At 46.8% G+C, this 20,250-nt stretch carries 18 protein-coding genes and 1 pseudogene; 10 read left to right on the top strand and 9 right to left on the bottom strand.

Annotated features, from left to right (window positions below):
* Positions 1–60: 60 nt before the first annotated feature.
* On the top strand, positions 61–837 hold the full coding sequence (gene srtB / locus MHI54_RS10320) for a class B sortase (protein WP_095216211.1): 777 nt from the start codon (positions 61–63) through the stop codon (positions 835–837).
* 33 nt (positions 838–870) lie between these two features.
* On the opposite strand, the gene MHI54_RS10325 is transcribed toward srtB, so the two are convergent.
* Positions 871–1,737 (bottom strand): helix-turn-helix domain-containing protein, encoded by an 867-nt coding sequence (locus tag MHI54_RS10325; RefSeq protein WP_095216212.1) that lies wholly within the window; start codon positions 1,735–1,737, stop codon positions 871–873.
* Between the two features lie 118 nt (positions 1,738–1,855).
* Between MHI54_RS10325 and MHI54_RS10330 the strand changes: the two are divergent.
* A pseudogene (locus tag MHI54_RS10330) lies at positions 1,856–2,518 on the top strand (beta-L-arabinofuranosidase domain-containing protein); the annotation flags it as partial.
* A 14-nt stretch (positions 2,519–2,532) separates the two neighbouring features.
* Here MHI54_RS10330 and MHI54_RS10335 read toward each other — a convergent pair.
* A complete protein-coding gene (locus MHI54_RS10335; RefSeq protein ID WP_340081424.1) occupies positions 2,533–3,468 on the bottom strand; it encodes an IS30 family transposase in 936 nt (311 codons plus the stop codon).
* Positions 3,469–3,572: 104 nt separating this feature from the next.
* Between MHI54_RS10335 and MHI54_RS10340 the strand changes: the two genes are divergently transcribed.
* Complete coding sequence (locus MHI54_RS10340) at positions 3,573–4,844, top strand: beta-L-arabinofuranosidase domain-containing protein (RefSeq protein WP_340081425.1); 1,272 nt, start codon at positions 3,573–3,575, stop codon at positions 4,842–4,844.
* A 39-nt stretch (positions 4,845–4,883) separates the two neighbouring features.
* Here the strand turns inward: MHI54_RS10340 and MHI54_RS10345 are convergent, their stop codons facing one another.
* The 3 genes from MHI54_RS10345 to MHI54_RS10355 form a co-directional block, all read right to left on the bottom strand.
* On the bottom strand, positions 4,884–5,888 hold the full coding sequence (locus MHI54_RS10345; RefSeq protein WP_095216214.1) for a quercetin 2,3-dioxygenase: 1,005 nt from the start codon (positions 5,886–5,888) through the stop codon (positions 4,884–4,886).
* 134 nt (positions 5,889–6,022) lie between these two features.
* A complete protein-coding gene (locus MHI54_RS10350; protein ID WP_095216215.1) occupies positions 6,023–6,919 on the bottom strand; it encodes a manganese catalase family protein in 897 nt (298 codons plus the stop codon).
* A 12-nt stretch (positions 6,920–6,931) separates the two neighbouring features.
* A complete protein-coding gene (locus tag MHI54_RS10355) occupies positions 6,932–7,153 on the bottom strand; it encodes a YuzF family protein (protein WP_095216216.1) in 222 nt (73 codons plus the stop codon).
* Positions 7,154–7,298: 145 nt separating this feature from the next.
* Here MHI54_RS10355 and MHI54_RS10360 point away from each other — a divergent pair, with 145 nt between their 5' ends.
* Together MHI54_RS10360 and nhaC are read left to right on the top strand one after the other, a co-directional pair.
* Complete coding sequence (locus MHI54_RS10360) at positions 7,299–8,009, top strand: DsbA family oxidoreductase (RefSeq protein WP_095216217.1); 711 nt, start codon at positions 7,299–7,301, stop codon at positions 8,007–8,009.
* Between the two features lie 310 nt (positions 8,010–8,319).
* Positions 8,320–9,741: a Na+/H+ antiporter NhaC gene (gene nhaC / locus MHI54_RS10365; protein ID WP_233135047.1), complete on the top strand. Its 1,422-nt coding sequence runs from the start codon at positions 8,320–8,322 to the stop codon at positions 9,739–9,741.
* A gap of 40 nt (positions 9,742–9,781) precedes the next feature.
* Here nhaC and MHI54_RS10370 read toward each other — a convergent pair whose 3' ends face one another.
* Positions 9,782–10,504 carry a DUF421 domain-containing protein gene (locus MHI54_RS10370; protein ID WP_095216218.1) on the bottom strand — a complete coding sequence of 241 codons (723 nt, stop codon included), beginning with the start codon at positions 10,502–10,504 and terminating at the stop codon, positions 9,782–9,784.
* 116 nt (positions 10,505–10,620) lie between these two features.
* Between MHI54_RS10370 and MHI54_RS10375 the strand changes: the two genes are divergently transcribed.
* The 5 genes from MHI54_RS10375 (at position 10,621) to MHI54_RS10395 (ending at position 16,329) form a co-directional block, all read left to right on the top strand.
* Positions 10,621–11,157, top strand: coding sequence for a DUF3267 domain-containing protein (locus MHI54_RS10375; RefSeq protein WP_158221546.1), 537 nt, complete (start codon positions 10,621–10,623; stop codon positions 11,155–11,157).
* 18 nt (positions 11,158–11,175) lie between these two features.
* Positions 11,176–12,465 carry a PA2928 family protein gene (locus MHI54_RS10380; RefSeq protein WP_340081426.1) on the top strand — a complete coding sequence of 430 codons (1,290 nt, stop codon included), beginning with the start codon at positions 11,176–11,178 and terminating at the stop codon, positions 12,463–12,465.
* 100 nt (positions 12,466–12,565) lie between these two features.
* Complete coding sequence (locus MHI54_RS10385) at positions 12,566–13,603, top strand: polysaccharide pyruvyl transferase family protein (protein WP_095216221.1); 1,038 nt, start codon at positions 12,566–12,568, stop codon at positions 13,601–13,603.
* A gap of 156 nt (positions 13,604–13,759) precedes the next feature.
* The gene (locus MHI54_RS10390; protein ID WP_340081427.1) at positions 13,760–15,172 is read left to right on the top strand and encodes a C4-dicarboxylate ABC transporter permease; all 1,413 of its coding nucleotides are present in this window, start codon (positions 13,760–13,762) and stop codon (positions 15,170–15,172) included.
* A 17-nt stretch (positions 15,173–15,189) separates the two neighbouring features.
* Positions 15,190–16,329: an amidohydrolase gene (locus MHI54_RS10395; protein WP_095216223.1), complete on the top strand. Its 1,140-nt coding sequence runs from the start codon at positions 15,190–15,192 to the stop codon at positions 16,327–16,329.
* 38 nt (positions 16,330–16,367) lie between these two features.
* Here MHI54_RS10395 and lacD read toward each other — a convergent pair whose 3' ends face one another.
* From lacD to pfkB, 3 genes are read right to left on the bottom strand one after another with little or no spacing between them, the layout of a single operon-like run.
* Positions 16,368–17,360, bottom strand: coding sequence for a tagatose-bisphosphate aldolase (gene lacD / locus MHI54_RS10400; RefSeq protein ID WP_095216224.1), 993 nt, complete (start codon positions 17,358–17,360; stop codon positions 16,368–16,370).
* Positions 17,361–17,373: 13 nt separating this feature from the next.
* Positions 17,374–19,287 (bottom strand): fructose-specific PTS transporter subunit EIIC, encoded by a 1,914-nt coding sequence (locus tag MHI54_RS10405; protein ID WP_340081428.1) that lies wholly within the window; start codon positions 19,285–19,287, stop codon positions 17,374–17,376.
* Positions 19,277–20,221: a 1-phosphofructokinase gene (gene pfkB / locus MHI54_RS10410; protein WP_340081429.1), complete on the bottom strand. Its 945-nt coding sequence runs from the start codon at positions 20,219–20,221 to the stop codon at positions 19,277–19,279. The genes MHI54_RS10405 and pfkB overlap by 11 nt, the downstream gene beginning before the upstream one ends.
* Positions 20,222–20,250 lie beyond the last annotated feature (29 nt).

The following is a 20,250-nucleotide window of genomic DNA, read 5'->3' on the forward strand; positions in this document are numbered from 1 at the left end:
AGCTGCAAGGGGCATCTTATCTGTATCGATAATAATTGATCGTAAAGGTATGGGCAGAGAATGAATAAAAATCAGAAGAAAAAAATGAGCTGGCTCCAAAAAATGGTTCTTCTCACTTGTTTGGCGTTTTTTCTGTTTTCCCTTATCAAATTAGGAACGATAGGCTTGGATTACGCTCAAAGTGAACAAGTGATGAGTGAAATCCAAGAGGAATATAAAGACAATCTTCGAAGCAGCAATACTGCAATTGCTGCACCCTCTGAGAATCAAGTTCGTCCGCAATTTAAATCCCTTTTACAGACCAATCCAGATATCGTCGGTTGGATTGCGATCAATGATACAAAAATAGATTACCCTATCTTGCAGGGTTCCGATAATAGTCATTATTTAGATCGGGATTACAAAGAAGCTGCATCCAAATCCGGCAGTATTTTCATGGATTATCGAAATGATGCATCATCCCTGGATAGACAAACGATCATTTACGGACATCAGATGAAGGATGGCTCGATGTTCGGGCAGCTGGATAAGTTCTTAGACAAGGATTTTTTCTCGCGGCATGAACAATTTCAATTCGATACGCTTTACGAAAGCTATAAGGTAGAGGTTTTCTCGGTATACGCAACGACCACTGATTTTAATTATATTGAAACGGATTTTACCAGCGAAGCCGAATATAAGGATTTCCTTGAGATAGTGAAGGGGAAATCAACCGTGCCGGCAGATGTCAAAGTAACGGAAAAGGATAACATCATCACCCTATCAACATGCAATGAATTACTGGATTCGGATGAAGGCAGATTGGTCCTGCACGGGAAATTGACAAAGATCGATTAAGAGGCCCCTTCCCAGTAAAGAGTTGATGATCAGCTAGGATTTACTCCTATCCTGTCTGTACTGTCTTGGCGTCATGCCATATTTCGCTTTGAAGAGCTTTGAAAAGTAACCTTGCCTTGTATAACCGACCTCTTCGGCAATTTGCTGCAGGGGCCAGTCCGTAGTCAAAAGCAGCAGGCGGGCTTGGTGCAGCCGATAAGCTGCCAAGTATTCGAGCGGTGTGCAATGATAGATTCGTTTCATGCATCTGGCCATATAATTTTCGTGTACGTGGAAATGCTTTGCCAAGGTGCTGTTTGTGATTGGATGGCTATAGTGCTGCTTGATGTACATTTCGATTCGCTCGGCCAGACGTAAGGTGGCTTGCTGCGGTGCTGGGTTATAGGAAAGATGCTGCAGCACCTGCATGAATAAATACTGTGTTTCCCAAAAAGCAAAGGAGCGCGGCTGGATGGTGGATTGCAGCAGATTTTCCACTGCATCAAACAGTACTTCGGGATAGGCCATCGGCTGATATTTCGGCAGATGCAAGGTGGTATTCGCTGTATGATAATGCAGGGATGGCATTGTTTCATGGGATGAAATAGGAGAGGAGGTCATTTGTTCCCTCCAAGCTGATGGGCTTTGCATATGCAGCCAATAGAATGTGGTATCAGCTGCACAGCGAGCCGTTGGGTAATGGAATTTCCCAGGCTCAAGGATCAATGCCTCGCCGGCGGAAACGTCCCATTGCAGTCCTTCTTCACCGATGTATAAAATGCCATTTTGGACGAGGATGATATCGAAGAATCCAAGATTCCTTCGTGCCGGGTGCCGCTGTCCTTTGCGAAAGGTCGTGCGGTCTCCTTCCACAAAGTAATGCAGAGGCGGAACGGCGAATGATAAGTAGGAAGTCTCCATTGCTGTGTCGCCACCTTTTGGGTGAAATAGTGTAAATCGAGGTTGAATCTGATACTATATCACTTCTATTTTAAATGTTAAGCTACCTCTTGAAAACGCTTAACAAGGGAGTGGGAAGATGGAAACCGCAAAAAGTCCTAAAGTGATGGTAGAGGATGCCTTTTGGTCGAATTATAAGAAACTCGTCGCAGAAAAGGTCATTCCCTATCAGTGGAAGGCGTTGAATGATCAGCTGTCCGGCACTGCCCCAAGCCATGCCATCGAAAATTTCCGCATAGCAGCAGGAGAAGCGGCTGGCGACTATTATGGCACAGTCTTCCAGGATAGCGATGTGGCCAAATGGCTGGAAACGGTAGCGTACAGTTTACGTCGCTTTCCGGATCCAGACTTGGAAAAAGCAGCCGATGATGTCATTTCGCTGATGGGCAGGGCACAAGCCGTAGATGGATATTTGAACACCTATTACATGCTCGTGGAGCCTGAAAATCGCTGGACGAATTTGCGGGACAATCATGAATTGTATTGTGCGGGTCATTTGATCGAAGCTGCGGTTGCCTATTATGAAACGACGGGAAAGCGTGCATTCCTTGCCATCGTGGAAAAGTATGTGAAGCTGATCCGGAATACGTTCGGAATCGAAGAGGGAAAGCTGCGAGGCTATCCAGGGCATCCGGAAATCGAGCTGGCCCTGCTTCGGTTATTTGATTTGACAGGGAATGCTGAGCATCTGGAGCTTGCTGCATATTTCATCCAACAGCGCGGACAGGAGCCGCATTATTTTGATATGATAGTTTGTCAATCTAAATGCGACAGTTCCTCCTGGAAAGCCTCGTAAGGAGTTTTCCATCCTAATATTTTTCGCGGGCGATGATTAATTAGGTATAGTGCTTGGTGGATTTCATCTTCTGAAACAGAGGCTAAGTCTGTTTTCTTTGGGAAGAACTCCCGAAGCAGCCCGTTACTGTTTTCATTGGTTCCTCGCTGCCATGGGGCATACGGATCGGCAAAGTAAACCGAGATATCCATTTCATTTTCGATTTCTTGATAACAAGCAAATTCTTTCCCTCGATCTGTGGTCGCTGTCTTAAATATTTCCTTAGGCATAGAAGCTGCCACTTGTGAGATAGCTTCCTTCATAGAGCGTGCACTTCGATCGTTCATTTTAACTGCGAGAAAGAAACGCGTTTTGCGTTCGGCAAACGTTCCGAAGCATCCTTTACTTTTTCCACGGCTTGATACTACTGTATCTAGTTCCCAATGGCCTGCCGATTTTCGGTCCTTCACATCTTTTGGACGCTCCTTTATCGACGTACCAATATTGAATCGACCTCTCGTTTCCCGGGGTTTTTGCCTTTTTCCTTTTTGACGGAAGACCTGATGATCGACAGAGAATCGTCTTTGATTCATCCAACGATAGATGGTTTTGAAGCTGATGATACCCAGCCTTCCTTGAATTTGTTCAGGTGACCAAGTGAGCTTTAATTTCTCCTCAATAACCACTCTAAGCTCTTCTTTCCATTTACCTTTAGGAATACAAAATTCCCGTCGTTTTTGATACATTCTGTCAGCAGAGTCAGCTTTATAGCTGCCCTCACTGTTACGCTCCAATTCTCTGGAAATAGTCGAATGGTGTCTCCCTAACTCCTTTGCGATACGACGTGCAGACCAGCCAAGCTTGTATAGTGTTTCTAGTTTTCCTCGTTCAATTGTAGTAAGATGGGAATAGCTCATGTTTTCCTCCGTTTAAGATTAGGTATGGTAACTTCATCTTACACGAGGAAACATGGGCTTTTCTATTTTCAAAAGGTGTCGCACTTAATATTACAATTCATCATATGGAAAAAGAGCGGCGCCGTAACTTGGATGCGGCGCCGACGTGGAATGACCGGCATACCAATTTCGGACTTGGATATGCCTATATGCAGGCACATCTTCCTGTGCGGCAGCAGACAGAAGCAGTTGGCCACGCCGTCCGGGCGATGTATTTATATGCAGCAATGGCCTATCTGGCGCGGCGGACAGATGATGCCCAGCTGCAAGCGGTATGTGATGCCTTATGGGAGGATGTGACAAACAGGAAGATGTATGTGACCGGGGGACTGGGCTCAGCTGTCAATGGCGAGGCGTTCACGGATCCGTATGACCTTCCCAATGACAGTATGTATTGTGAGACATGTGCATCTGTCGGATTGGTTTTCTGGGCGAAGCAGATGCTGCTGCTATCACCAGACAGGAAATATGCAGACGTGCTGGAACGGGCTATCTACAATGGGACGATCAGCGGGATGGACTTGGAGGGAGAACGATTTTTTTATGTGAACCCGCTGGAGGTGAATGCATATCAAGGCGGACGCAAGGATCAGGAGCATGTGAAGCAGGAGCGGCAAAAGTGGTTTGCCTGTGCTTGCTGTCCGCCGAATCTGGCTCGTCTGCTTGCATCCATCGAGGATTATGCATTTACGCAGACGGGGGACACCTTATATACACATCTTTATATGGCTGGAAGTGTGCAGACAAGGATCGATGAGCTGCCTGTTAAGCTGATGCAAAAGCATCATTATCCATGGGATGGCAGCATTACCGTGACGGTGGAAGGGACTGGGCAATTCAAGCTGGCGTTTCGTATACCTGGCTGGTGTGAGGGCGCGGCGGTCTCCATCAATGGGGAGGCTCTTGCGGCGGATGATCTGGTGGATGGTTATCTGGTGTTGGAGCGTATGTGGAAGCTCGGCGACAAGATCGAGCTGTTTCTGCCAATGCCGATTATGCGTGTATATAGCAATCCGGAGGTCGGGATGAATCAGGGGCAGGCTGCCTTGCAGCGGGGCCCTGTCGTCTATTGTATAGAAGAAAAGGATAATGGAAGCAATCTTTCTGGTCTCCGTCTCCCAAGAGAAAGCACTTTTACGATATCCTATAGGGAAGATTTGCTGAAGGGGGTAGTCAAGCTGGAAGCAGACGCATTTCGTATCGTTAAAACAGAGCATCTTTATCAGACAAGGACACCTGAAGCGGAGCGGGTCTCCATCCATGCTATTCCATATTTTGCATGGGGGAACCGGGGAACTGGCGAAATGCGGATTTGGATATATGAAAATGCGGAGTAAATGAAACAGAAAGCTGTCCCTCATCGGGGCAGCTTTCCGTCAAGATAATTTAAGGTCGAGTTCGTGAATATTTTCCAAAACGCGCTGGAAAGAAAATGCGCCGGGCGTTTTCGGGAGTTCACTATGCTCGTATGGCTCCCCGAGCAGGCGGAAGAACTTTTCAAACAAACCAGAAGCCAGGAACCCGATGAATTTCGTATGATGGACGTCCAGGCGGAAAGAATGTTCAATGTGTGCCGGAACATGCAGGAAATCTCCTTTTTCCAAATGGAATTCTTCTCCGTCCGCCCACATCGTCATCTTCCCTTCAAGGCATAGGAAACATTCCGTGTGCTTCTCATGATGATGCACTGGTACCGCTTCTCCCGCATAGCCTTCTGTCATGACAGCGAGATACTTTTTATCAGTGGTTGCTTGCGTAGCGAGAAAGGTAAATAGCTGATCGGCGGCCAGCATGCTTTCACCCGCACCTGATTCGACGACATATGGAACAGCGGCATCAGGAAGTTCTGCTGCTGTGATTTGCTTGGCAGCAATCAGCCCTTGCGGAGGATCAGTGACAATCCTGTAATCATGATCCAAATCGTGTAAGGCAGCAGCTGTGATAGAATCGGCTGCCTCACTGTGGGGCACCGTGTATGCATATGGTTCGGCAATATTGCGGTACATGTCTGCCATGCTGCCGTCGGTTGAGAACGAATAGAACCGCGTGCGATTACGCAGCGTTTTGTATTGATGTACAGTGCCAGCTGGCAGGTGAGCGTAATCCCCGGAAGCAAGCGTATGTATTTCATTATTGATTGTCAATTCCAGCAAACCGTCTATCACATAAATGGATTCATGCTGTTGGTCGTGCACGTGAAGGGGAGACGCTTCACCTTTACTGCCAGTGATCTGCACAAGGCTGAACAGGTTCCCTGTACTTGCAGCATCTGCAAGAATTTTAATAACCTGCTTGTTGATGATGTAGCATTCGCCCTCTTCATTGCGCAATAAATAGGCTTGTTTATTTTGGGGCGTTGTTTTCTGCTGGAGCGCAGTCATTTTTCTCTCCCTCTCTATTTTTGTATCTATAAATTATAAAAATATCATCATTCAGCCTGCAAGAGTAAAAAGTACTCTGATGAAGGTCTGGTATCAAAAATGAGCTGCCTCCCTAAAAGGAGTGCAGCTCATTCTCATATGTTTTCCATCAAACGCTTCGCAATACGTGCATAGTCATCCCGGTCGATGCCCGGAGCGAATTGCTCGGGCAGCTCCTCAAGGTCCGGGATCGGACCGCCCCTTGGCGCGCCTTGTTTCACGACGAGTTCACTGCCGTTCTCTGGATTCTTCCCTTTCCAGATTTTTCGGATGTCTGCATATTCGCCCATGTCGTTCCAGGTGAAAAGGATATTGCCAAGCCCTTGATTCTCGAATTTACGGGCATGATCGAATTTTGTATTGGATAGATCGGGGACAGGCACCATCTTTGAGACGTCTACTCCCGTTGCGATTTCCAGCGCTTTGGCATAAGCCAGCACATGTGTGCCGCCGCGTACGAGCAGATAGCCGATCATTTCCCGGGCTGTTTCATGCTCCGTCATTTCATAGACACGCATCTTATGCGTACGTGCGCCGCATTCCAGGAAGAAGTTATGGAGAAGGTCGAGCACGAGATTTCCGCTGGAAAAGACATTGTCCCCACTCCAGGCGCGACCCATGGAGTCGCCGGCCAAAGCTGTTTGGGCTGTAGCGATGAAGTGATATGTATTGCGGCTGTCCAGGCCTGTGCGCAGGGGCGTGGCATCTGGATCCCCGGTGTAAAATGTATTGCCGCGTGATAAAAGGTTTATTGTATTGGCCACCAGTTCCACGTGTCCGAATTCCTCTGCAGTGATACTTGCAACTAAGTCATAAAAAGGCTTCAGCTTCTTTTTATGGCGAAAGTTGAATGATTGATACATATAATTATTCAATGTGGACATCTCACCGAATTTTCCGCCAAGCAGTTCCTGCACAGCTGCAGCTGCGTTCGGGTCGCCATGCTCCGGGATGGGTAATTCAATTGCAAGTCTGTTTTCACGTTTGAACATCGGTTTGCCTCCTTATCCTTTTGGAATGACCCAAACGATTTGTGCAGTCCGGATGTGGAAAGGTGATCCTCCTGATTCGACGACAATATGATCCGGACGAACGGTGCTCAATCTGCCTGTAACGGATCCACGTACGGTCTCCACGATGATTTGCTTATTCCTGGCTCCTTGTAAGGTTTGGTAGATATATGGATCGACACTGCTGACATAGGTTGTTTGCTGAGGCTGGTTCATGCTGATCGCTCCTTTGATAGATAGAAACGATATACTGTATGCAGTTGATGGATGTCCTCATGCATAGGTGATGGATGCAGGCATCATTTTTTGCGGAATGTCGGCTCTGTGCTAAAATCATCTTAATGTGAAAAGGGGTGTCACGATGAAAATTGAAATATGGTCAGATTTTGTCTGTCCTTTCTGTTATATAGGGAAACGGAAGCTGGAGCTTGCTTTGGAACAATTCGAGCATAAGGACAGTGTGGAAATAGAATTCAAGAGCTTTGAGCTTGATCCGAATGCCGGGGTGTATGATGGGAAAAGCATCCATGAAGCGCTTGCTGAAAAATATGGCATGACGATCGGCCAGGCAAAGGTGAACAATATGCAAATCGGCCAGCACGCAGCCGAGGTCGGTCTTACATTCAACTTTGATGAAATGAAGCCGACAAATACATTGCATGCACATCGATTAGCTAAGTTTGCCGTGACAAAAGGCAAGGAGAAAGCAATCACCGAGAAACTTCTTCATGCATATTTCACAGAATCCAAGAATCTCAGTGAGAGAGAGACACTGCTTGATATTGCAGAAGCCTCAGGCTTGGACCGAAGCGAAGCAGGGTGGATCCTGGATGATGAATCCCTTCACCTGGATGAGGTAAGAGCCGATGAACAGCTGGCGCAGCAGTACGGGATCACAGGTGTCCCTTTCTTCATCTTCAATAATAAGTACACTATCTCGGGCGCACAGCCGATGGAGACATTCGTCGGTGCGCTGAATCAGGTATGGAAGGAAGAAAACGAACAGCCGAAGTTCCAGAATTTCGGTTCTGGTGATGTTGGTGTGTGCACAGATGATAATTGTTCCATCTGATATATGATGGGCCTGCAGATTTGCAGGTCTTTTTTTGTGCTTCCAAAAAGGGTATTTAAAGTGATGAGCCCTGTTAAACGGAAGATAAGGCATCATATTGGAGGATATCTAAGAACCGGCCGCTTATCTTCAGGTTGAGCAAAGTGAGCCATCTATATCCTGTTTAACTGCTGTCAGTGGCATTTTATCTTTCGGAGGATATACTGTAGCATTATAGAAGTGAGTTTCACACAGCGGCTGAACGGGTAGATGATAAAAGTTGTATTTCGTTCAGCAAAAATAAACAACCTCAGGTTGAAGGAGTGGTTGGTTGGAAACCGATATTAAGAAACCGTCTTTTATTTATGCATTGATGATGCTTTTATCAATAGTGGCAGTAGTATCCATAGGAATTTTGGCATTTGATGCACCGATTCAAATACTGATGTTCATCAGCATGCTAGTCATCATCCCTTATATGCTGGGGCTTGGATTTACGTATAAGCAAATCGAAAAATCCATGGCAAAAGCAATGGGAAGAGCATTGATGCCTGGTGTCATTCTTTTGACCGTCGGCATTTTAATCGGTGCATGGATAGCATCCGGAACAGTGCCAACACTGATTTATTATGGTGTGCAGGCAATTACACCGCAGTTCTTCTTAGTGACGACATTGCTGTTTTGCTCCCTGGTATCTGTTGCGACAGGCACCAGCTGGGGAACGGTCGGAACTGCAGGTGTTGCTATGATGGGTGTCGGTACGGCACTCGGCATTCCGGTTGGTCTGACAGGAGGGGCCATTGTCAGCGGAGCGTTTTTCGGTGATAAGATGTCTCCTTTATCCGATACGACTAACTTGGCACCCGCGGTAACAGGCGGGAATTTGTTCAAGCATATCAAGCATTTGCTTTGGACGACAGTTCCTTCTTATTTGATTACAGCTGCCATCTTTTTCTTCATTGGTTTGCGTTATCATGGAACAGGCGCCGATTCGGAGAGTGTCAATCAGCTGACGGCATACCTGGCGAATAATTTCCATTTGGGGATCATTCCATTGATCCCGATAGTTGTATTGATTGCATTGCTGGTCATGAAAAAACCTGCCATACCATCGATTTTTGCCGGAGCGGCGGTCGGCGGGCTGATTGCGATCTTTTATCAAGGATTCGGATTTGCTGAAACTTTAACCACTTTCTATAGCGGATATGCAGTGGAATCCGGTATTCCTGTTGTCGATGAATTGCTGATTCGCGGTGGCTTGACAAGTATGCTGGAATTGATTGCGCTATTCTTGTTTGCTCTCGGAGTCGGCGGTCTTTTGGCAGATGCGGGTGTGCTGGAAGCGCTGATTGCATCATTTGCGATGAAAATCAAACATACTGGTGTATTGACAGCAGTGACTATCATTGTAAGCTACGTAACCCTGGTGCTTGGAGGAACTGTTTACTTCTCGACAGTTATGGGCGGTACACTGATGAAGCCTATATTTGAACGGTTGAATCTTGAACCGGAAAACCTCTCGCGTATCTTGGAAGATACGGGTACGTTGAGTGCCCCGCTTGTCCCTTGGACCGGCGGCGGTATCTATACGGCCGGGGCCCTCGGTATCGCGACAGTCACGTATTTGCCATTCTGTTTCTTGGCCTTCATCACGCCGTTGTTTACCTTGCTTTATGGCGTGACCGGCTGGACTTTCAAGGAGAAAAAAGAAGCGAAGCAGAAGAAACCAAAAATGAAAATAGCAGAAGCTTGATAGCAGGAGAGCACTGCCCTGACAGGGTAGTGCTCTCTTTTTAATGCTTGATCGGAGGGATGGTCATTTTTCTATCCTTCAAATTGATGTGGAGCTTTTGCTGCTGGGAAATGGATGCGAAGAATACATTGTTGATTCCGATGATATTTTGCTCTGCCAGCTGTGTTCTTAACCATTCTTCATCCAATTGGAAATAGGCCAGTGTATCGTAGTGAATGACTCCATCCGATATGACTGGATAAGCAATGGAGGAGATGGGCTCCCGAAGTTTGAGATCTTCCCGGGTAACGGGCAGTTTGACAGTCTTTTTCAACACGCTCAGCGTACCGTTCGGTTCAATGACAGCAGTTTCTACATCGGATATATCAAATATGTCCTTTTGCCGCAGCATGAACAATATATTGTCTATGGAGTATTCGATTTTTCGCATATTATCATACAGAAAGGTTCCATCCTGGATCACGATAGTCGGATCGAGTGTAAGCAGTTTACCGATTTTACGGTTGGCTATCTTCCACTTTACGATTGCTTTTTGAAAAAGCCCGATAGCGATGACAGCAAAGGCTGTAGGGAGATGTTCAATGTTGGGATCAGCAATATCGGCACCGACCAGCGCTCCTAAAATGACGACAATCAGAAAATCGAATACTGGCATTTCCCCGATGGTGCGTTTTCCCATGAATAGTGTGACGATGAGCATCAGCGGTATGATAGTAATGATTCGGGATAGGACAATCAGATTATCATGTATGAGTTCAGGCATGAAGCTGCTCCTTTCTTATCATCCAGTCTTGCCAGCAGATGCTGCCGTCAAACCGATGCCTTGAATTTTTGAAACGAAAATGCAGTCAGCGCGTAAAAAGAGAAGAGGCGATCAACATGCAAAAGCAGGAAGTATTGTTCGATATGAAGGAATTGCAAAAGCAAGCTGCGATCCTGGCGCTAGGAATGCTGTTTGCGGCCACTTTTAGTTATCTTCTGATACATGGATTTGAATTTCATATAAGCTTATCTGGTATCGCAGTCATTTTTCTGCTCACAATCATCGGAATCATTCTGCATGAACTCCTGCATGGGGTTGGCTTTGTCGTGTTTGGACATGTGAAACCCAATCAGGTGAAATATGGATTTTCCATGAAAGACGGTGCCGCCTATGCGCATTGCATGACACCTATCACACTTAGGGCTTATCGCATGGCTTTGCTTTTACCCGTTATACTGACGGGGCTTGTTCCGCTGCTGTTTTCGTATATGACCGGGAATGGGATACTGCTGACTGTATCTGTGATCCTGACAGCTGGAGGGGTAGGTGATTGGATCATCTTCCGCAGCCTGACAAAGTATGAAGCCAGACAATTCGTGATGGACCATCCGACCGAGGTCGGTTATTTCATTTATACAGAGGCACCTGACTGATGGAAGGGAGAATACTGTGTGGTCGATCTTTTTCATTACTGGCTTTTCAATGATGATGCTGTACATAATGTTATTTTGACGCTGATTTATATTTGGATTTTGATCAATATCGGCAAGTGGGCAGTGGATAAGATCATTCCAGATAAGCAAGGCAAATCGTTTTGGGCACTCGCAGGTTTCCTGCTTGTCCATGCAGGGCTAGGGACGTTGCTGCTTTGGCTCTTGGGAGGGGATTTCTTCCAGGATTGGACGTTTACAGGATGGTTTTGGCATGATGTGACGCTGTGGATTTTAGTTGGTTTGTTTGTCGCATTATGCACGCTTTTTCTTGTGAGGGGGATTAGAAGGTTAAGTTCGATAAAGAAAGTGATCAGCATGATCATTTTCCTGCTAGTTGGTGAATTTATCGTTGGTTCCTTCGTCATGACTGTGTTCCACGGAGCAGGCCGCTCGGTGACGATGAATCTTGATTCCCCAACAATCGTGGCGGAAGATGCCAATTTGGCCATCAATAAAATTCGGATGAAAATACCGAATGGGCATGAGAACGGTATCTCCTTGAGCGTTTCGCGCTTTGAGATCATAGCTGTGGATCTGGAATCGGGGGAGAGGGAGTGGAGCCGGAAATCCAGCTGGCAGGAATATGTTCTGGGGCTGACAGATGACGGTGTCATGGTCGTGAATGGGAAAGCCGAGGAGCTGTATTTCCTTGATCCAGCCACCGGGGAAGTCCGTCTTGAGGAAGAGGATTGGACAGAGACATATCCGGAACTTGCCGATAATCTGAGCTACGAGCAGGCTGATTATTATCTCGATGAAGGCGGCAGCATCTATTTATATGCATTGAACAGCAAGTATTATCGTATTGCCGACGGACGAATGACAGAGGATCCGGCTTATGGGAAAGAGTTACAGAAGGGATTTTTCGGTGACGGAGAAAACGGAGAGGCAGAAGAAGCCCAGCAGATCGTTCAGAAGCTGTACCCGGATTTGCTTGAGGCACAGCCGATCATCGGGACAAATAAAGATGGCAGTATGCTGCTGATGTACAAAGAAAAACGCAACCAGGATCAGATGATGATCGCACGTGTTTCAACTGGTGGATCCCGCGTGAGCTGGAAGTTAGCAGTCGATTATGATCATCAAGAGATCCCAGGCGAAAGCCCGGTTGGTGTCTTTTTTACGGAAGATGCTGCATGTATACAAGCTGCCGGCAAACTTTATAAAGTTTCCGAACAAGATGGTACCGTGGATTTCGTTTACCAGTATCGTTGGAATAAAAAGGAGGACATAATGGAAACTCCATAGTCCTGGAAGGAATTGACGATATCCTGAGGCATAACATCTTTTGAATCGGGGTATGGAAGAGTACGGCTCAAAAGAAGTTTTGCTGAAGGAGGCGTTTCATATGACCATAAAACCAATCGACACAGATTATATTGCCAAGGGCATTGGACCAAATGTTTCACCGGAGGCTTTCACGAATGATAAACGCAAGGTCTTCTTATTCGGCTCGCCGAGTTATACAAATATCGGTGATCAGGCAATTGCGTATAGCATCGAGAAATTCATCAAAAGCCGGTTCCCTTATTATGAATATATAGAAATCATGGACTATGCGACGGATGAAGGAATTGAATTTGTTAAAGGTATCATTCGTGAAGACGATATCGTCATGTTCACAGGCGGCGGTAATCTCGGAAGCTTGTATTTGGATATCGAAGAAGATCGCCGAAAGGTATTCGCTGCTTTCAAGGACTATAAGTCGATTTCCATGCCGCAGTCTGTGTTCTTCGAAGATAATGAACATGGCGAGCAGGAGAAAAAGAAAACACAGGAAGCCTATCATCAGAATAAGAACTTGGTGATTGCTGCCAGGGAATCGCAGACGCTGGATGTTGTAAGAAATACATTCGAGTCTGAGGTGATGTACACACCGGATATGGTGATGTCACTTGATATTGTCCCCCGTGAGCAGGAACGGGAGGGTGTCATGTTCTTCCTGAGGGCTGATAAAGAAAAGGTGATGGAAGAGAGCTTCGTTTCGGAGCTCATGGAGTGGGCGAAGAAGTTCGGGTCTGTCGACCGTACAGATACAGTCTTGGATGAGGATATTGTACCGACAATCGATTATGCGGACAGGGAAAAGCACTTCATCGAGATGCTGGATTTGATCAGCTCGAAGAAATTGATCATCACCGACCGCCTGCATGCGATGATTTTCTCCATCATCACGAAAACACCATGTCTTGTATTCGGAAACAGCTATGGAAAAGCGAAGCACTCTTACCGTGACTGGCTCGACTCCATTAATTTTGTGGAGTATACAGACTCCAAGGATGTGGGACTGCTGGAGAAAATGGTAGAGAAATTGATGGACACAGAGCCAAACGAGGTGGATCTGAGAAAAGACTTCAAACCGCTGGTGGATTTCCTCCGCAGCTGATAAGAAAGCTAGAATCTTATGATTCTAGCTTTTTTTATTGGGTATGCATATTCATTCCAAAAAAAATATTAATATACGGTTGTATTTTTATATAAATAGTTGTATATTTATTACACAATATACAACGAAGGGTCGTCCTTGAAGGAGTACAGCCAGATGAACAGCTTACAAGATTTACAGCAGCAGCCATATAAGAAAAAGAAACCAAAGCAATTCAATGTCTACGTGATGATTTTCGCATTCATCGTCGTGGCGGCACTATTAACATATATCATCCCTGGCGGCGCCTATGACCGCGTGGAGCAGGATGGACGAAGTGTCATCCTGCCGGAAACCTTCCATTACATAGACGGAGAAAATGTCGGACTGCTCGGCATATTCAATAGTATTCATACAGGTATGGTGAATGGCGCCAATATCATTTTCTTCGTCTTGATCGTCGGCGGGGCATTTGGTATTTTCACAGCAACCGGGGCATTGGATGCTTTCATTTATATGCTGTCCAGAAAGATGGCCAATAAAGAGAAATTACTCATTCCTGTTTTGATGCTGTTCTTTGCAGCAGCAGGGGCATTGATGGGAATGTCGGATGAAACAATCGTTTATGTCGCAATCCTGGCGCCTATGGCGATAGCACTTGGCTTCGATGCATTGACCGGTTTTGCGATTGTCGTACTCGGTGCCGGTGTCGGATTTACGGCAGCGGTCATGAACCCATTCACGGTTGGAGTAGCCCAAGGGATTTCCGAGCTGCCGACGTTCTCCGGAATCGGCTTCCGGATCATCATTTTTGTTGTCTTGTATGCGGCGGCCGTCTTGTATGTGATGCGGCATGCCGGCAAAGTGAAAAAGAACCCGGAGCTCGGGGTATACGGCAAGTTTGGCGGAAAAGCAGATACAGCGGCACTTCAGTCCCATAAAATGACCGCTCGCCATAAGCTTGTCCTATCCGCTTTCTTGATCAACTATATTGTATTGATCATCGGGGTATTGAAATACGGATGGTATATCACGGAGATTGCCGGATTGTTCCTGCTGTTCGGTGTACTGATGGGGATCCTTGGCGGCATTTCTTTCTCTGGCATTGCCGATAATTTCATCCTTGGAGCGAAAGACTTGCTTGGCGGTGCACTGATCATCGGCTTTGCACAAGCTATTCTGGTAATCTTCAATACGTCAGGTATGATGGATACATTGCTGCATTATGCTTCTGATGCGCTTGGCGCTATTCCCGGTGCCCTGTCTGCAGTCGGGATGCTATTTTTGCAGATGGGCATCAATTTCTTCGTGCCGTCCGGAAGCGGACAAGCTGCTTTGACCATGCCGCTGATGGCGCCATTATCCGACATGATTGGCGTAACGAGGCAGACAGCTGTATTGGCATATCAGTTCGGGGACGGTATCTCCAACACAATTTTGCCAACAGGCAATATCATCGCCTTGCTTGCGATTGCAGGCATTGGCTACGGCAAGTGGGTGAAGTGGTTCCTGCCATTCTTCCTTATTCAGATCGGCATTGCCATCATCGCACTGATCATAGCTCAATTGATTCAATACGGACCGTTTTAATAGAAGGGGAAATAGTTATGGAATTAGAGAGATTAGCAGAGCAGGCGATCCTGGATCGCCGGCATTTTCATCAATACCCGGAACTTTCCGGGGAAGAATACGAGACAGGTAAATATGTGCGTGGCAGATTAGAGAAACTTGGCATCGAGATCCTTGATTTTCAGCCGCCGAGTGTCGTCGGCTATGTGAAAGGCGCAAAAGGGGAGAAGACGATCGCTCTCCGGGCGGATATGGATGCACTGCCGATGGTGGAAGAAGGGGATAAACCTTATATCTCCAAGCATCATGGGGTAGCTCATACCTGCGGGCATGATGGTCATACAGCTATTTTGCTTGCAGTTGCAGAATGGATCACCCTTCATAAAGAGGAAGTGGAGCCTAATATCGTGCTCATCTTCCAATCCTCCGAAGAAGCTTCTCCAAGCGGTGCTGATAAACTGATCAAGGAAGGTGTACTGAAAGACGTCGACAGCATTTATGGCATCCATGTCGATGCCGGCTTGAAAAAAGGACAATTCGGTACCCGCCCTGGCGCCATGATGGCGTCGGTCGATGATTTTGAGATCAAAATCCAGGGCTCTGGCGGACATGCATCAACACCGCATTTGACAGTGGATCCGGTTTACATCTCGACCCATGTCATCCAGGCGCTGCAAAGCATCGTCAGCCGTAAACTCAATCCAATGGATGCCAGCGTCATCTCCGTTGGGAAAATCGAAGCTGGCAACACTTATAATGTCATTCCGGATTCAGCCAAAATCATCGGGACAATGCGCTCCTTCTCTCCAGAAGCGGTGCAGACGATCCAGGAACAGATTGCCAAGCTGACCAAGGGCATTTGTGAATCTTTTGGCGCCGCAGCCGAAGTGGACTTCATCATCGGCACACCGCCGCTTATCAATGATGAAAAGGAAGCGGATTTTGCAGAAGGACTATTACAGAAAACATTCGGCAAAGAGCGCTACGAACAACTCGAGCCGGTCATGGGATCAGAGGATTTCTCCTATTACCTGCAGGAAATTCCAGGGGTATTCGTCAAAGTCGGCATGCAAGGGGAGAAAAGCCAGTATCCGCATCATCACCCAAGGTTTGATATTGATGAGGATGTATTCGTAGATGCGATCAAGGTATTCCAGCAATTCATTCTGAACCAATAAGTAAAGGAGCATATGGGATAACCCATACGCTCCTCTTTTTATGCAAGTATTTCTGATTGTTTCCAGGATGTTGCCGTTTGTTTCAATACTTCATTTAATTCCTCGACATTCTTTCTGCCCTGCTGCTGCAGCCACTGTTTTCCTGCAGCTTCTCCACCACGGCCGAAAATAGCTACACTATCTTTCCAGGTTGCCCGGCCGCATAATACACCATTGAAGCTGGAGCCTGCTTCCTTTGCAAAACGCAGGGTCTCTTGGAAAAGTGTGGCGCTTACGCCTGCGCTTAAAAAGATGAAAGGCAAATCAGTGGCCTCGCTTTGTTCTTTGAAATAGCGTTTTGCTTCTTCCTGTGTGTAAACAGGCGGCTCTTCTGAAAATCCTTCTACATATCCCATGTTTACAGGCACTTCCACTTTCAGGACATCTACTTTATATGGGGCTTTGGAGAATTCCCTCATCATGTCGTTCACTTTATGCGGCTTGAGTTTGGCGTATTCCCGGCCTTTCACATCATCATTGGCAGCATCATAGGATACGAGTTCCAAGAAGAAGAGAATGTCTTCCGCCTGACATTCAGATCCAAGTCGTTCTACAAAAATATGTTTCTTCTCATTGATGCTTGGGTCCTCATCCACATCGTAGTACAGAAGGAATTTTACAGCATCGGCACCTTGGGCCTTGATTCGCTGAACAGACCAATCATCCAGGATATCCGGCATGCGGCCAGGCTGTGCTGCATCATAGCCGGTTTTCTCATACGCGAGTAGCAGTCCGGCATCCTTATCCCTTTTCTTTGCTGCAGGCAGACCGTATTCAGGATCAAGCAGAATGGAAGTGGCATATGGTGTGAGTTCCTCAGAGATCAGTTCTTTGAAAGATACGATGGTATCGTCTCCCTGATTTGTGGTGCTTTCCTGCTGCAGCATCTTTTTCAAGGAGCCTCGCTGATCGATGGCGAGGGCGCCGATTATTCCATTTTCGTCTGATAGTCTTTCCAGTGCTTCTCGTTTAGCGGGTGTTAGATTAAGCATTGTAGCAGCTCCTTTAAGCAGATAGTTTAGTTGAAAATAGGGTCAGGATGTCTTCTGGCTTCCTGGCACGGTGCAGCTGATCAATCGTTTCCTGATGGACGAGCATCTTGGATACTTCTGATAGATAGTACAGATGATTGGAAGCTGTTCCTTTGGGAATGAGCATGGCAATGACGACTTTGATCGGCTGTCCGTCCAATGCGTTCCATTCGACACCGTCAGCCAGTTTGAAGATGATGATTGCTGGCTTCCGTACTTCGATCCGTTCTGTATGAGGAATGGCGATGCCTTGTTCCATTCCGGTTGTACTCTCTTTTTCCCGCTGGATAAAGCCGTCTATGATAGCAGCTTGATCTGTGATGATTCCGTGTTGCTTTGCAGTTGCGGCGATTTGCTGGAATACCTCTGTTTGAGTGGCTGCTTTGACGTTTAGCTTGATGGTGTCGACAGACATGATTTGACTGACATCCTGTACAGACGGCACCGATTTTTCCGTTACAGCTGCTGTCTGTACAATTGGTGTTTCTTTCGTTTTGCTTTTAGCAGCCGTGCGCTTTTGATCCATGCCAATCAAAAATCCGCTCACGACTGCACCAGCCAAGATTGCCAGCACCCAAAGGAATGGATGTGTAACGATTGGCAGAACGATGAATCCGCCATGTGGTGCTGGTACTTGTACTTTGAATAGATAAGTAAGGATTGCCGCAATGGATGAACCAATCATGAGAAACGGAATGACCTTCAGCGGCTTCTTCGCTGCGAATGGTATGGCTCCTTCCGTGATATGAGTCGAACCAAGCAGGAAGTTGACGAGACCGGCACTGCGTTCGCTCGTGCTATAGGATTTACCTGCAAATAATGTGGCAAAGCCAGTAGCGATTGGCGGAACGATGCAAGCAGCGGATACGCCAGCCATAAAGAAGAAGTTACCATCCGATAGCAAAGCTGTTCCCGTTACGTATGCAGCCTTATTGACGGGGCCGCCCATATCGAATGCGCACATGATTCCTACGATAAGACCTAATACGATTGGGTTTGAATTTTGGAAGCTAGCCAGGAAATCCATCATGGCTTGGTTGATCCAGCCCATTGGAGCCGAGATGAACCACATAGCGAAGCCAGCGATGAAAATACCGAAGACCGGGAATAAGAAGATCGACTTCAAGCCATCAAGCTGTTTTGGCAAGCCCTTGAACAAGTAACCAAGGCCAAGGATGATATAACCAGTCATAAAGCCACCAATAATACCGCCCAGGAAACCAGTTCCGTTTGTGAAAGCAATCATACCTACGATGAATCCGATGATGAGGCCAGGACGCTTGGCTATGGATTCGGCAATATATGCACAGAGCACCGGAACCATCAGATTCATCGCAATACCGCCGATTGTATTCATGTAATAAGCGAATTCATTGTATTGCGAGCTTTCTGGATCGGCAGAGTGGATACCGAACATGAGGGAAATCGCGATCATGACACCGCCTGCCACAACAATAGGGAGCATGTGAGAAACACCGTTCATGAGTGATACATAAATGCTTCGTAAAATGGAATCCTTCTGCTGTGGCTCGGCGCTGCCTGCCGAAGCAGAGCGCTGCTGTCCATCTTTATAGATAGGTGCTGTTTGATCTATAATGGCATCAATAAGCTTTTCTGGTTCTTTGATACCTTTGCTGACAGCCACGTTGACAACTCGTTTGCCGATGAAACGATCACGGTTTACATCTTTATCGGCTGCGATGATGACGCCGTCGGCTGCATCGATTTCGGCTTGTGTGAGTGCACCTTGGACGCCATCCTGACCATGTGTTTCCACTTTTATGGATATGCCGCGTTTACGGGCGGCTTCTTCCAAGGCTTCCTTTGCCATGAAAGTATGGGCAATTCCTGTAGGACAGCCAGTTGCGGCTATGATTCTATACGTCATGTTTCACACCCCAATTTCTTTTTAATTGGATTTGACTTGCCAAATAAGGTACATCCTTAAGTTCGGACAATCCTGAAGTGAAAGCTGTGGAAGAGCCGGCAGCAGTCGCAAAAACCAATGCCTCTTCCTCTGGAGAACCGAGCATCAGTTTGCCTGTGAAGGCTGCCAGCATCGTGTCCCCGGCACAGGCTGTGTTCACAATCTTGCCGGTAGGAGCATTTACGGCCAGGTCTTGTTTGGCATCGCAATACAAGGCACCTTGAGCTCCGCGGGATAATAGGACTCGTTGAGCCCCACGCTTGAGCAGCTGTTGTGAAGCAGTTTGGAGTTCCGACAAATTTGTATGGTCCAATAGACCGAACCATTTGGCCGTTTCCTCATCATTTGGCTTGATGAGGTAAGGCTTATACGCGAGGCAGTCCAGCAGCACTGGAGAACTGATATCCAGCACCAAATTGACGCCTTGCCGTTGGGCAATACGGGCGATGTCGATATAAATATGATCATCGACGCCGCGCGGCAGACTGCCTGAGACAAATAACCAATCATCTTTTTTTAGGTGGCGTAATTGATCCAAGAGCTGTTCCTGGGCCTGCGCCGAAATGACCGGACCTCTATTCACTGCTTTGTATTCCATTGTTTCCGCACGGATAAAGGTATTGATACGAGTGATACCATCCACCTTTATGAATGCGGTTTCAATTCCGGCAGCTTCAAGCTCCTTTTCAATGAAGTCACCAGAGAAACCGCCAAGGAATCCGGTCGCCTTATTGGAAATGCCTAGTTTTTTCAATATGAAGGAGATATTGATGGCTTTCCCATTGGGCTGGTACTCTTCAAATATGCTTCTATTGACGACGAAAGGATCAAAAGAGGTAAATTCGGAAAAAAGATCAATCGCTGGATTCATCGTGCATGTATAAATCATCCGCATCACTGCCCATCTGTGTTTTTCTTACAACC

The organism is Terribacillus sp. FSL K6-0262 (assembly GCF_037977385.1).
In the GTDB taxonomy this organism is placed as follows: domain Bacteria; phylum Bacillota; class Bacilli; order Bacillales; family Amphibacillaceae; genus Terribacillus.